A 13,356-nucleotide genomic window follows, 5' to 3' on the forward strand; every position below is an offset into this window, starting at 1 on the left:
TAAAAGCTAAGAGAATCAGATAGATGACACAGAAGGCATCGACAGTGACGGCGGGTTGGGGCAATGGGCCAGGTCGCAACTATGAGGAACTCGCCGCCAATTTCCGCCCGGTTTTCGATCGCATCCGCGAGGGCGCCGTCGAACGGGAACTCAATCGGACCTTGCCGCACGAGCCGATCGGCTGGCTCAAGGATGCCCGCTTCGGCGCCCTGCGTGTGCCGGAGAAGGAGGGCGGCTTCGGCGCCAACCTGCCACAGCTCTTCGCCCTGCTGATCGAGCTGTCTCACGCCGATTCCAACGTCACGCAGGCCCTGCGCGCCCATTTCGGCTTTGCCGAGGACATCGTCAACGCCCGCGCGCAGGATCGCCGCGACCGCTGGCTGCCGCGCCTCTCCCGCGGGGAGATCGCTGGCAGCGCCTGGACTGAGATCGGCGAAGCCAAGCAGGCGGCCTTCTCCACCATCGTGAAGCTCGGGGACGGCAAGGCCGCTTCCGTCACGGGTGCCAAATATTACACAACCGGTTCCCTCTTCGCCGACTGGATCGATATCGGCGCCAGTGGTGAGGAAGGCCAGTCGCTTTCCGCGGTGGTTGCCCGCCATGCCCCGGGTGTTGACGTGATCGACGACTGGGACGGTTTCGGCCAGATCCTCACCGCCAGCGGCACCACCACCTTCACCGACGCGCCCGTCGACCCCGCCGATGTCGTCATCGACGATGACCGCTTCAAATATTCGGCCGCCTTCTATCAGCTCGTGCATCTGGCGACGCTCGCGGGTATCGGTCGCGCCGCCAGCGACGACGTCGCCAAGGCGGTGAAGGCCCGCCGCCGCAGCTATTCCAACGCCCCCTCCCCGCGTCCCAGCGAGGATGCCCAGGTACTGCAGGTGGTCGGCCGGATCCGCAGCGCGGCCTATTGCGCCAGCGCCATCGTGCTCAAGGCCGCCGAAGCCGTGCAGCGCGCCTTCGATACCCGCTTTGCCGGCGACGCCGCGGCGGAGGAAGAGGCCAACGCCATCGCCGAGCTCGAGGTGGCGCAGGCCCAGACCGTGGTCACCACCCTGATCCTCGATGCCTCCACCATCGTTTTCGACGCGCTCGGCGCCTCCGCCACGCAGCGCTCCGCCGCTCTCGACCGCCACTGGCGCAACGCACGCACGCTCTCCTCGCATAATCCGCGCATCTACAAGGACCGGATCATCGGGGACTTTGCCGTCAACGGCACGCCGCCGCCTTATCAGTGGCGCATCGGGCAGGTGTAAGGGAGCGAAAGCGCCCAAAACAGACGCCACCTCACTGTACTCACCAGCGCCGGCATAGGCACATCGCTTGAGCCCTCAAGAAAGAGCGCAGACATCCTTCCCCGGTTTCGGGGAAGGATGTCTGCGCAGCAGCGACGGTAGGGGGAGAGTGGCGCTATGGAGGCTGCATAATTGCAAAGTCGCGCCACTCGCCCCCATCCGGCTCGGTTCCGCCGGTCCACCTTCCCCGAAACCGGGGAAGGATTTCTTCGCCTTAGTCGGTCAATCGAGACGCCACGCCAGCCGGCCTGAATCGAGTATAAAGACTGGTTCGACGACCTTCGGGGAGCCAACCATTTCCGCTCGCCATTTGACGGAATCACCGGGCATTGCGAGATCTTGGGACAGAATGAGGCGGCGCCACGCCGCCATTCGAAAGCCCCAAGGAGCCGATGTCGCCTCTGGTCGAAACCGTGCTGTTCGTCTTCGGCCTGGTCGCGCTCGGTTATGGCGCGGGGGCGAGCGGCTATCTCAAACCCGAGACCGGCGACGCCCTTTCCGATTTCGCCGTCCGCGTGGCACTGCCGCTGCTGCTGTTCCGCACCATGGTCACCTCGAGCTTCCACGGCTCGGCACCCTGGCAGTTATGGGCCACCTATTTCACCGCCGTCATCGTGGCCTGGATCGCCGGCCATCTCGCGACCACCCGCCTGTTCCGGCGCGATGGCCAGGCCGGGGTGATCGGCGGCGTCTCCGCTGCCTTCTCCAATCTGGTGCTGCTCGGCATTCCCTTCATGCTGGGCGTCTTCGGCAATGAAGGCTTCGAGATCCTGTCGCTGATCATCTCGGTGCATCTGCCCACCATGCTGATGGCCTCGATCCTGCTGTTCCACTGGTTCGGGCCACGGCGCCAGGAACCGCTGCATCCCCTGGCTGTTATCCGCGACTTCCTGGGCAGGCTGCTCACCAATCCCCTGATCATCGGCATCTTCGCCGGCCTGGCCTGGCGGGCGGGCGGGCTTCCCCTGCCTGCTATCGCCAATCGCTTCGTCGATGCTCTCGCCGATGTGGCCGGGCCGATCGCCCTGTTCGCCATGGGCCTCGGCCTGAAGAAGTTCGGGCTAACCGGCAATCTCAAGCCGGCGCTGGTCCTGTCCGGCCTGAAACTGCTGCTGATGCCGGCGGTGGCCCTCGGCGCAGCCTGGCTGTTCGGCCTGCCCCCCTTCCCGGCCAAGGTGGCCGTGGCCGCGGCGAGCCTGCCATCGGGCGTGAACTCCTATTTGATCGCGATCCAGCTCAAGACGGAGCAATCCCTGGCTTCCAACCAGATCACCATTGCCACCGCCTTTTCCGTGGTGACCACCGCGCTCTGGCTCGAGATCGCTACCGCGCTGCTGGGTTGAGGCGTCCCCTCAGACCTCCTCGTCCGGATTCCGGGTCCAGGGTGCGAAGATCTCGGCCGCGAATTCGACGAAGGCCTGGATCTTGCGGTCACGCGTGGCGCGCTTGGAATAGAGCGCCCAGACTTCGGCATCCTCGGCCCGGTGCCAGTCCGGCAGGACGATCTCGAAGGGCTGGTCTCCCGCCCGATTGGCCATCAGCCGGGTGGATACCAGGGCGATACCGGCACCCTTGAGCATCTGCCGGATGATGGTGTCTGATTCGTTCGACATCAGGATCGGGCGGACAGCGACCTCGACTTCGCTTCCGGCCTTGCTTCTCAGCCGCCAGGTGGTCAGGAGCTCGCCCTGCCCATGGGCCAGCACGGCATGACCGGAGAGATCCTGCGGCGAGGCGGGGCGCCCCGCCCGATCGAGATAGCCGGGACTCGCGAGCAGGCGAGCCCGTGATCGCCCCAGCCGCCGGGCGACATAGCTTGAATCGGGCAGAACGCCAGTCCGCAGCGCCACGTCGAAGCCGTGCTCCACCAGATCGAGCGGATGATTGTCGAAAGTCAGCGCCAGCCTGATCCTGGGATAGCGGCACCGGAACTCTTCCAGGGCTGGCTCCAGCGCAATCAGGCCGAGAGCATAGGGAACCAGGAGGCGCAGCGTGCCCTCCGGTTCGGTCCTCAAGGCGCGGACCGACAGATCGGCTTCCTCCAGGATCTCCTCCGCGAGGCTGCAGCGCTCATAGAAATCCCGCCCGGCTTCGGTGAGCGACACGCGCCTCGTCGTCCGGTTGAGCAGGCGCACGCCGAGATCTTCCTCGAGCGCCGTGACGCGCCGGCTCACCGTGCTGAGCGGCAGACCGAGTTGGCTCGCCGCAGCGGTGAAACCGCCCCTTTCGACCACACGTAGGAAGATCCAAAGGCTCTGGAGATTGTGCAATCGGCACTCCAATGGAATCATGCCAAGCCTCGAAAATGCTGACGCATTCTCGGCTTGGACACCTGGCGTTTTTCGACATCAAATCAAAGATTTGGCGAAAATCACCAGAAAGTGCCGAGAGTCATTTTCGATGACTCTCGGAATTATTCCATATTCAGCAATTGTTTTTGCCAAATAGCCATAGTTATTCCATTCCTGGCCCCGCGCTATAAGCGCTCCCATGACCGCCCTGTCCACGTCCACGCATGGGCCGACGCCCTTCTGGACGCGGCTGACCCAGGCACCGCCCGGCACCAGCTGGAGCAACATCGCGTTTGCGTTGCGAACGACGGCCGCCTCGCTGATCGCGCTCTACATCGCCTTCCTGATCAATCTGGACAGCCCGAAATGGGCGGCCATGACGGTGTGGATCGTGGCCCAGGGCAGCCGCGGCATGACGCTGTCGAAGGCGCGCTATCGCGTCCTCGGCACCTTCGCGGGAACGGGCATCGCTGTCTCCCTCACAGCGCTGTTCGCCCAGGCGCCGGAATTGCTTCTCTGCGCGCTCGCCGTCTGGGTCGGGCTGTGCACCGGCGTCGCCACGGCGCTGCGGAATTTCCGCGCCTATGGCGCCGTGCTGGCCGGCTATACCGCGGCGATCATCACCCTGGATGCGGCTGCCAACCCCTCGCAGATCTTCGACGTCGCTGAGGCGCGCCTCATCTACATCCTGCTCGGCATCGGGGTGGAGGCAACGCTGAGCGCCATCCTTGTTCCCTCCCGGCCCCTGGACGATGTCCGCGCCGGCCTCGACGCCTATATCCGGCAAGCCGCCGGTATCTGCGCCCGTGCCCTCGGCGGCGAGGCGGCGGCAACACCGGCGCTGCAGCGCCTCTTCGCCAAGGCCCTGGCCCTGGACACCACGGCCGAATATGCCGCGTCCGCCTCCGCTGTCGCACGTGGCGCTCTCGGGCATGTGCGCGCAGCTGCGAGCGCAACCCTGGCCCAGCTCGCCGCCGCGCACAGCCTGCGGGACTATCTGGCCCGGCGGGACGGCCAGAGCGATATTCTCCTGGCTGAAATTTCCGCCCTGCTGCAGGCCGTCGCCAATGGCAGCACCAACGAGCAGACCCCGATTGCCGCCTTGCGCGGGCGCCTTGGTGCAGCCTTCGCCTGCTCCGATGATCGAGGCGAAGGCGGGAACGAGCGGCTGTTCCTGTACGACAGGCTCGATGCGCTGCTCTCTTCCCTGCAGACGGCCCTGGCGCGCCAGGCTCTCCTGGCCCGCCCGGAACCGCCTCCCTCGCGCCTCGACTTCGCCTTCCACATCGACTTGACCGCTGCGCTGCATAACGGCATCCGCGCTATTGCGGCCGTCCTGCTCGCCTCGGCCGCCTGGATCCTGACGGCAGCGCCCACCGGCTCGGGTTTCGTCACCATCGTCAGCGTGGTCTGCGCCCTGTTCGCCACGCGGGACAATCCGGTTGCCGCCGGTCTCGGCTTCCTGAAGGGTACAGGCTGGGCCTTTGCCGCCAGCGCCATCTGCAATTTCGCGCTGATTCCGATGATTTCGGGCTTTCCCTTGCTCGCTGCCGTGGTCAGCCTGTTCATGGTTCCCGCCGGGATCGCCATGCGCCATCCACGCACGGCGGCCCCCGCCGCGAGCTTTGCCATCTTCTTCTGGGACCTCGTCGGGCCGAGCAACGAAGTCCGTACTGAAGCCGCCGGTTTCCTCAACGGCGGCATGACACTGGTGGCCGGCATCGCCTGCGGCACGCTCGCTTTCGCCTTGCTGTTCCCGCCGAATGTCCAGGCGACGCGACGCCGCCTGCATCGGGCCATCCGGCGCGATCTCGCCCTGATCGGCAGCACCCCCGGTGTCTGGACCTCGGCGGAATGGTTCAGCCGGACCGCCGACCGCTTCGGCAGGCAGCTTGCGGCCGAAAAAACCCTGCCCGCCGCCGTGATGGATCGGGACATGGCCGGCATGCTGGCAAGCCTGACCATCGGCGCGGCCGCCATGGATCTCGACCGGCTGGCGCAGACCCGCAAAGGCACCATGCGACCGGTTCGCGCCGTGTTGCGCCGCCTTGCCGCCGCCGATCCGCACATCCTGGCACGGGCCGCCCGGCAGGCGGCGGCGCATCTGATGCGGCAGGCCAGGCGGACGGGCAGCCCTGCCTCGCGCGAGTTGCATCGAGGCGCCGTGCTGCTGCAGGAAATCGCGCGCGAAGCCACCGAACAGGCCGCGTTTCTGAAGGGGTGAAAGGCAGCACAGGCCTCTGCGAGCCATTCCAAAAAGAAGGGCGCCGGATGGTTCCGGCGCCCTTGGTGTTTCTGGTCTGCCCGCGGCAATCAGATGTCGAGCGTGTGGTCGCGCTCCCACTGGGTCAGATGGCTGGCGTAGCTGTTCCACTCCTGCCGCTTGAGCTTGAGATAGGCAGCCGAAAAGTCATTGCCCAGAGCGGCTTTCAGCGACTCGTCCCCGTCGAAATTGCGCAGGGCGTCGAGCAGGTTCAGCGGCAGCTTGGGTGCATCCGTCACGGTATGGCCCTGCTGGTACATGTCGATGTCGTAGCGCTTGCCTGGATCGGCCTTGGAATGGATACCGTCGAGGCCGGCCGCGACGATCACTGCCTGCATCAGATAGGGGTTGGCGGCACCGTCGGGCAAGCGCAGCTCGAAGCGGCCCTTGCCGGGCACGCGCACCATGTGGGTGCGATTGTTGCCGGTCCAGGTCACCGAATTCGGCGCCCAGGTCGCGCCGGAGATGGTGCGGGGCGCATTGATGCGCTTGTAGGAGTTCACGGTCGGATTGGTGATCGCCGACAGGCTTTCGGCGTGCTTCATGATGCCGCCAAGGAAGTGATAGCCCTGCCGCGACAGGCCCATCTCGTCCTTGTTGTCGTAGAACATGTTGACCTTGCCGGTCTCGTCCCACACCGAGATATGGGCGTGGCAGCCCGAGCCGGTCAGCCCCATGAAGGGCTTGGGCATGAAGGTGGCGCGCAGGCCGTGCTTTTCAGCCACCGAGCGCACCATGAACTTGAAGAAGGAGTGCCGGTCGGCCGTGATGAGGCAGTCGTCGAAGTTCCAGTTCATTTCGAACTGGCCGTTGGCGTCCTCGTGATCGTTCTGATAGGGGCCCCAGCCGAGCTCCAGCATGTAGTCGCAGATCTCGGCGATGATATCATAGCGGCGCATCAGGGCCTGCTGGTCGTAGCAGGGCTTGGCGGCGCAATCCATGGCATCGGAGATGGCCGTGCCGTCGGCATCGATCAGGAAGAACTCGGCCTCGACGCCGGTCTTCACATAGAGCCCTTCCTTGGCCGCATTAGCCATGACGTTCTTGAGCACCACGCGCGGCGCCTGGCCGACATGCTTGTCTTCCATGACGCAATCGGCGGGGACCCAGGCAACCTCCTTCTTCCAGGGCAGCTGGATGACGGCGCTGGGATCGGGCAGGCCGAAAAGATCGGGATGGGCCGGTGTCAGGTCCAGAAAGGTGGCAAAGCCGGCAAAACCGGCACCGTCCTTCTGCATGTCGGCGATCGCTGCTGCCGGAACCAGCTTGGCACGCTGGGCGCCGAACAGGTCCGTATAGGAAATCATAAAATAGCGAATGCCTTTTTCCCTAGCGAGCGTCGCCAAATCCTGGGTCATGGTCAAAGTTCCTGGTTCGGGATGTCTATCGTTTTGATTTATGAGGTATTCTGTCATTCCCGATGGCTTCGGCCATGATACCTTCCAATTCTTGGGGATCGGAAGGCCTGCTCGGCTCTTTGAAGTCCACAGCGAAATCCGACGTCCGGATTCCCGAATTTCACCTGGGGATGGCAGTACGCAAAGGGCGCCCGCTTACCAGCGGGCGCCCTTTCTTGATGTCAGAAGCCTTGTCCGGGGATCCAGCTCGTACCGGCCAGCGGCACGCGGGCCATGGCGGCGGCCTCGATGGTGAGGGCGCACAGATCTTCCGGCTCGAGATTGTGGACGTGGTTCTTGCCGCAGGCACGGGCGATGGTCTGGGCCTCCAGCGTCATCACCTTGAGATAGTTGGCGAGGCGGCGGCCGGCCTTGACGGGGTCGAGCCTTTCCATCAGCTCGGGATCCTGGGTGGTGATGCCGGCCGGATCCCTGCCCTCGTGCCAGTCGTCATAGGCGCCGGCCGTGGTACCGAGCTTGCGATATTCATCCTCGAGCGCTGGGTCGTTGTCGCCGAGGGCGATCAGGGCGGCCGAACCGACGGACACCGCGTCCGCGCCGAGCGCCAAGGCCTTGGCGACATCGGCGCCGTTGCGGATGCCGCCGGAGACGATCAACTGCACCTTGCGATGCATGTTGAGATCCTGCAGCGCCTGCACGGCGGGACGGATGCAGGCGAGCGTCGGCTGGCCGACATTCTCGATGAAGACTTCCTGGGTGGCGGCCGTGCCGCCCTGCATGCCGTCGAGCACCACCACGTCGGCACCGGCCTTCACCGCCAGGGCCACGTCGTAATAGGGACGGGCGCCGCCGACCTTCACATAGATCGGCTTTTCCCAATCGGTGATCTCGCGCAGCTCCAGGATCTTGATCTCGAGATCATCCGGCCCGGTCCAGTCGGGGTGGCGGCAGGCGGAGCGCTGGTCGATGCCCTTGGGCAGCGTACGCATCTGGGCGACGCGGTCGGAGATCTTCTGGCCGAGCAGCATGCCGCCGCCGCCGGGCTTGGCACCCTGGCCAACCACCACCTCGATGGCGTCAGCCTTGCGCAGATCGTCCGGATTCATGCCGTAGCGTGAGGGCAGATATTGATAGACCAGCGTCTTAGACTGGCCGCGCTCCTCCGGCGTCATGCCGCCGTCACCCGTGGTGGTCGAGGTGCCTGCCAGCGAAGCGCCGCGCCCGAGGGCTTCCTTGGCGCGGCCCGACAGGGAGCCGAAGCTCATGCCGGCGACGGTGATCGGGATCTTCAGCTCGATGGGCTTCTTGGCGAAGCGCGAACCGAGCACGACATTGGTGGCGCAGCGCTCGCGATAGCCTTCGAGCGGATAGCGCGAGATCGAGGCGCCGAGAAAGAGCAGGTCGTCGAAATGCGGGACCTTGCGCTTGGCGCCGCCGCCGCGGATGTCATAGATGCCGGTGGTGGCGGCGCGGCGGATCTCGGACAGGGTGTAATCGTCGAAGGTCGCGGACTTGCGCGGAACGGTCGGTGGATTGTGATAGCTCATGAGGTCAATCCTGGGATCGCAGGCCTGTAGCCTGCTCTTGAAACGGTCGATGCAGAGGGGAAGAGCAGGCCGGAAGCCTGCGATCCCAGGTCAGTACGCATCCGCATTGTCGATGTTGAAGTTGTAGAGCGTACGGGCGGAGCCGTAGCGCTTGAACTCCTCGGGCTTGGCGTCGGCAAAGCCCGCCTTGGCCAGCAGCCCTGCCAGGATTTCGAGATGCTCGGGGCGCATCTCCTTCTCGATGCAGTCGGCTCCCAGGCTCTTGACCTTGCCGCGCACGAACAGCCGGGCCTCATAGATGGAATCGCCCAGGGCGTCGCCGGCATCGCCGCAGACCACCAGATTGCCGGACTGGGCCATGAAAGCGGACATGTGGCCGATATTGCCCTTCACCACGATGTCGATGCCCTTCATCGAGATGCCGCAGCGCGAGGAGGCATTGCCCTCGATCACCAGGAGGCCGCCCTTGCCGGTGGCGCCGGCATATTGGCTGGCATCGCCCTTGATGCGGACCTCGCCCGACATCATGTTCTCGGCCACGCCGGGGCCAGCCGAGCCGTGCACGACCACGGTGGCTTCCTTGTTCATGCCGGCGCAGTAATAGCCAACGCTGCCCCTGACATCGATGCGCACAGGCGCGTCGACACCGACAGCCAAAGCGTGCGAGCCCTTTGGATTGCTCACCTCCCAGGAGGTGGCGTTGGTACCGGCCTTCAGAGCATGCAGCGCCTGATTGAGCTCGCGCAACGGCGTCTTGGCCAGATCGATCTTCTCAACGTCCACACTCACGCTCGCGACCTTTTTCGCAAGTTGATCCATGCCTCAGCGCTCCCAGAAGTAAACGGTGGCGGGCTCGGGCTCCCACACCTTGGCATCCTCGATGCCGGGCAGGTTCACCAGAGCACGATATTCGGAACCGAAGGCGACATACCGATCCGTCTCGGCGAGCACGGCCGGCTTGCACGCGACAGGATCGCGCACGACACCGAAGCCGTCCTTGGTGCCGACCACGAAGGTGTAGAAGCCGTCGAGATCGTCGAGCCCCTTCTCCATGGCATCGCCCAGATTGAGACCCTGATTCATGCGCCAGGTCAGATAGGCGGCCGCGACCTCGGAATCGTTCTCGGTCTCGAAGGTCATGCCGTCATGCTTGAGTTCGCGGCGCAGATTGTTGTGATTGGACAGCGAGCCATTATGGACCAGGCACTCGTCGGCACCGGTCGAGAACGGGTGGGCACCGAGCGTGGTCACCGCCGATTCCGTCGCCATGCGGGTGTGGCCGATGCCGTGGCTGCCGGTCATCTCCGCCAGGCCGAAGCGCTTGGCGACCTCGGTGGGATAGCCCACCTCCTTGTAGATCTCGATCGCCTCGCCGGCACCCATGACGCGGATCGAAGGCCGCTCCGCCTTGATTGCCCCGCGCGCCGCTTCCGCCTTGTCGGCATCGAGGGTGAGGACAGCGTGGGTGTCCTTCGGCGTGATGGAGACCTTGCCACCGACAGCCTTCTCGACCAGGGCCGCGAGCCCGTCGAAATCCTTGGCCGCATCCGGCGACTGCACGGTGATCTTGGCCTTGCCGGCTTGCGGCGCGCCATAGATCGCGAACCCGGCCGAATCCGGGCCGCGGTCGCACATGGTGGCGAGCATACCGGACAGGAGCGCACCCAATTGTGGCTCCAGGCTCTTATCCTTCAGAAACAGGCCGACAATGCCACACATAGCACGGGTCCCTCATGCGATTGATTTTAGGGAGGCTAGCAATTTCCTGAGGCGCCAGCAATATCCACCTGAACATTTTTTTCCTGTGAGGAATATTTTTTAGGAATCGGATTTTCCTGACAGGAAACTAGGTGAAAAACCAGGGACTCAAGCCTGATGACGCCAGCGCTCCCAGCGCAGGCGTGCCACCCGATAGGCATCCGGAACCGAAAGCGCCCAGACGAAGAGGCCCCCGGCCATCCGACCGATCGGAGACGTCTCCGGCGTCGACAGATGCCAGCTCAGGAAAGCAAAAAGGAGCGTGAAGAAAGCAAACCCCAGCCCGCGCATCTGGCGGCCGAGGGCGACATGGCCGACCCCCGGCAGCACCACGGCAAGTATGAGGATGACATAGGGGTGAAAGGGTTTCACGAGCATGGCTGCGGCCACGGCGGCCTCCTCGGGCGGTGATTCAAGCATGACGATCACGGTCTGATCGTCATTGCGGACATCGTTGTAATTCTTGGCGACTCCGCCCAATCGCAAACCGTTCGCGAACAGCCTCTTAGGCCCGCTGTCCGCGCGTTTCGGGCAGTTGCGCCAGCATCGCCGCGGGCAACAGCGTTCGGGCGATCTCCTCCAAACCGTCATAAAGCCGCATGAACAGAGCGGGATCGAAGCGTTCTTCGCCAAAGTCACATTGGCGCAGCAGCAGATGCTGGCCCCGGTTTCCCTCGGCGGCCTGGAAGATTACCCTGAGGCCGGCCGGCATCACCAGCACTTCCTTGACTCTGGCGTCGGCCATGAGGTCGGCAACGGCCCGCTCCGCCTGGGCCAGGAAAGCAGCGCCGCGGCGCCGGCCTCGCACCATCACGTCCTCGGGCAAGCCGATCGGCGGCTCGATACGCACGGGCAGATCGGGCGTGCGTGCATAGAATTCGCTGCCGGAAGGGCGCGCCAGAGCACCGAAAGCGGCACCATCAGGCAGCGGCGTCATCACTGTTAGTGATAGCCAGAGCTGCGGCAAGCGCCGCAGCGTCATGGTGTCGGGTAGCAATTCCACCACAACGCGGCGGCCGGCGATCTCGCCGGCGAGGCGGGGGAAACCCGCGACGCCATCCACCTGTTCCGCCCGCTCGAACAGCGGGCGGCAATCGGCCAGCAGGGCCTTGCGCCGGCGCCAGAGCGCCGATCTCTCGCGGTTGACCAGCCAGAACAGGCTAGCAAACCCCGCCGCGATGACGATGAGGAACGCAAAAGTAGTCATGCTGGCCGCCTCCTCATCGCCTCAATATCCCCTGGGCTTGGGCCAGGGCATGGTGAACTGGTCGCCCCGCCGCACGAATTTATAGCGGTGGAAGGCGAACCACATCGAGACCACGATATAGAACACCATCATGGCAATGAGCTGGGTGCCGTAGCCTAGGAACACCGCGAAATAGGCGGTCGAGCACAGCACGAACAGCACGATCGCCGGCAGCGGATGCATGGGATGCACATAGCCACGCTTGATGGTGCCGATCGGCCATTTCGAGCGGAACATCGTGATGTTGAAGGTCATGAAGGAATAGCCGAGCAGGCCCGACAGGATCGAGAAGGTCACCACCTGGTCGAGCGGCGCTCCCAGGGCGAAGATCAGGGCGATCGGCACCAGGAAGAAGATCGACCGGAAGGGCGTGCGGTATTTGGGATGCACCGCGCCGAACCAGGCCGGCATGTAGCGGTCGCGCCCCATGGAGAACCAGGCGCGCGAGGCATCGTTGATGCAGCCATTGGCCGAGGCCAGCGTGGCGAAGATGGTGCCGACGAAGAGCAGGACCATCAGCCCGGTCGAGCCGGTCATGCGGGCCGCGTCGAACAGCGGCGTGGTGGCCTGGCCGAGATATTCCCAAGGCATCAGGCTGACGCAGACATACCAGGTCATGGCGGCGGCGATCAAAAGGGTGATCATGCCGAGCATGGTGCCGAGCGGCAGCGAGCGTGCGGGAGAGCGCACCTCTTCAGCCGCCTGGCAGGTGCCTTCGATGCCCAGATAGAACCACAGGCCGAAATGCAGCGAAGCAACCACGCCGAGCCAACCATACGGCAAGCCAGACAGCAATTCTCCGGGCTTGAGCAGGTCTTCCGACCAGGGCTTGGCGCCGATGAACAGGAAGACGATGGCAAGAAAGGCGATGGCCGTGATCACCAGGTTGAAGGTGAGCGTGGCATAGACGCCGCGATAGTTCAGCAAGGCGAGGCCCATGATGGTCAGCACGATGAAGGGCTTGTCATGCACCCCTTCGAAGCCCGCCATGCCGCCGACTGTCTGGATCAGATAGCCGGCCGTGATCGCATTGGCCGCTTCCAGCATGGTATAGGCCATCACCAGGAAGAGGCCGACATTGAAGGCCATCAGCGGCCCGACGATATGCTTGGCCTGCGCATATTGGCCACCGGCCGCGGCAACCGTCGAGGTCACTTCGGAATCGATCATGGCGACGCAGGTATAGAGCAGCCCCGCCGTCCAGCAAGCGATCAGCGCCGCGAGGGCACCGCCCTTGCCGACGGCGAAGTTCCAGCCCATGAACTCGCCGACCAGCACGATGCCGACCCCGAGCGCCCAGACATGGGCGGGGCCGAGCACACGCAACAGCGAGATCTTCTCGCCATGGATGACGGTGTGCTGGACATGCGCCTGCGCCCCCGTCGCATTGGAGGTGATCTCACTCATTGGGCGCCCCTGTGCGTTGGGTCGATGATCAGTTCATCTTCGATCTCGCCTTCGCGGGAAGACATCAACATGTCCTCGGAATAGGCGGCATTGGTCTTGATGAGATCGTAAAGCAACCAAGCGCCGATCAGGATCGAGATCGCCCAGGCGGCATATTCGAGAAGTTGGAATGCATTCATGGTGCC

General features: G+C 64.4%; 12 protein-coding genes. 3 read left to right on the forward strand and 9 right to left on the reverse strand.

Annotated features, from left to right (window positions below; genetic code table 11):
* The first annotated feature begins 23 nt into the window (after positions 1–23).
* Together ACR9ZN_RS21345 and ACR9ZN_RS21350 are read left to right on the forward strand one after the other, a co-directional pair.
* Complete coding sequence (locus ACR9ZN_RS21345; RefSeq protein WP_481273125.1) at positions 24–1,262, forward strand: acyl-CoA dehydrogenase family protein; 1,239 nt, start codon at positions 24–26, stop codon at positions 1,260–1,262.
* 431 nt (positions 1,263–1,693) lie between these two features.
* Positions 1,694–2,644, forward strand: a complete 951-nt coding sequence (locus ACR9ZN_RS21350) for an AEC family transporter (protein ID WP_454816423.1) — start codon at positions 1,694–1,696, stop codon at positions 2,642–2,644.
* Between the two features lie 9 nt (positions 2,645–2,653).
* Here the strand turns inward: ACR9ZN_RS21350 and ACR9ZN_RS21355 are convergent, their stop codons facing one another.
* Positions 2,654–3,571 carry a LysR family transcriptional regulator gene (locus ACR9ZN_RS21355; RefSeq protein WP_481273126.1) on the reverse strand — a complete coding sequence of 306 codons (918 nt, stop codon included), beginning with the start codon at positions 3,569–3,571 and terminating at the stop codon, positions 2,654–2,656.
* A 220-nt stretch (positions 3,572–3,791) separates the two neighbouring features.
* Between ACR9ZN_RS21355 and ACR9ZN_RS21360 the strand changes: the two genes are divergently transcribed.
* Positions 3,792–5,816, forward strand: a complete 2,025-nt coding sequence (locus ACR9ZN_RS21360; RefSeq protein ID WP_454816427.1) for an FUSC family protein — start codon at positions 3,792–3,794, stop codon at positions 5,814–5,816.
* Positions 5,817–5,905: 89 nt separating this feature from the next.
* Here ACR9ZN_RS21360 and glnT read toward each other — a convergent pair whose 3' ends face one another.
* The 8 genes from glnT to ACR9ZN_RS21400 all read right to left on the reverse strand — a co-directional run bounded on the left by glnT (position 5,906) and on the right by ACR9ZN_RS21400 (position 13,350).
* On the reverse strand, positions 5,906–7,213 hold the full coding sequence (gene glnT, locus ACR9ZN_RS21365; protein WP_441771073.1) for a type III glutamate--ammonia ligase: 1,308 nt from the start codon (positions 7,211–7,213) through the stop codon (positions 5,906–5,908).
* A gap of 221 nt (positions 7,214–7,434) precedes the next feature.
* A complete protein-coding gene (locus ACR9ZN_RS21370; protein WP_434958447.1) occupies positions 7,435–8,760 on the reverse strand; it encodes an FMN-binding glutamate synthase family protein in 1,326 nt (441 codons plus the stop codon).
* Positions 8,761–8,850: 90 nt separating this feature from the next.
* The gene (locus ACR9ZN_RS21375; protein WP_441771072.1) at positions 8,851–9,579 is read right to left on the reverse strand and encodes a GltB/FmdC/FwdC-like GXGXG domain-containing protein; all 729 of its coding nucleotides are present in this window, start codon (positions 9,577–9,579) and stop codon (positions 8,851–8,853) included.
* 3 nt (positions 9,580–9,582) lie between these two features.
* Positions 9,583–10,479, reverse strand: a complete 897-nt coding sequence (locus ACR9ZN_RS21380; protein ID WP_481273127.1) for a class II glutamine amidotransferase — start codon at positions 10,477–10,479, stop codon at positions 9,583–9,585.
* 147 nt (positions 10,480–10,626) lie between these two features.
* Positions 10,627–10,896: a hypothetical protein gene (locus tag ACR9ZN_RS21385; protein WP_434959714.1), complete on the reverse strand. Its 270-nt coding sequence runs from the start codon at positions 10,894–10,896 to the stop codon at positions 10,627–10,629.
* Positions 10,897–11,023: 127 nt separating this feature from the next.
* Positions 11,024–11,725, reverse strand: coding sequence for a hypothetical protein (locus tag ACR9ZN_RS21390; protein ID WP_481273128.1), 702 nt, complete (start codon positions 11,723–11,725; stop codon positions 11,024–11,026).
* A 21-nt stretch (positions 11,726–11,746) separates the two neighbouring features.
* Positions 11,747–13,171 carry an APC family permease gene (locus tag ACR9ZN_RS21395; RefSeq protein WP_434958450.1) on the reverse strand — a complete coding sequence of 475 codons (1,425 nt, stop codon included), beginning with the start codon at positions 13,169–13,171 and terminating at the stop codon, positions 11,747–11,749.
* On the reverse strand, positions 13,168–13,350 hold the full coding sequence (locus ACR9ZN_RS21400) for a hypothetical protein (RefSeq protein ID WP_434958451.1): 183 nt from the start codon (positions 13,348–13,350) through the stop codon (positions 13,168–13,170). The genes ACR9ZN_RS21395 and ACR9ZN_RS21400 overlap by 4 nt, the downstream gene beginning before the upstream one ends.
* Positions 13,351–13,356: the final 6 nt, after the last annotated feature.

It is taken from the genome of Labrys sp. HAY1-8F (assembly GCF_056754975.1).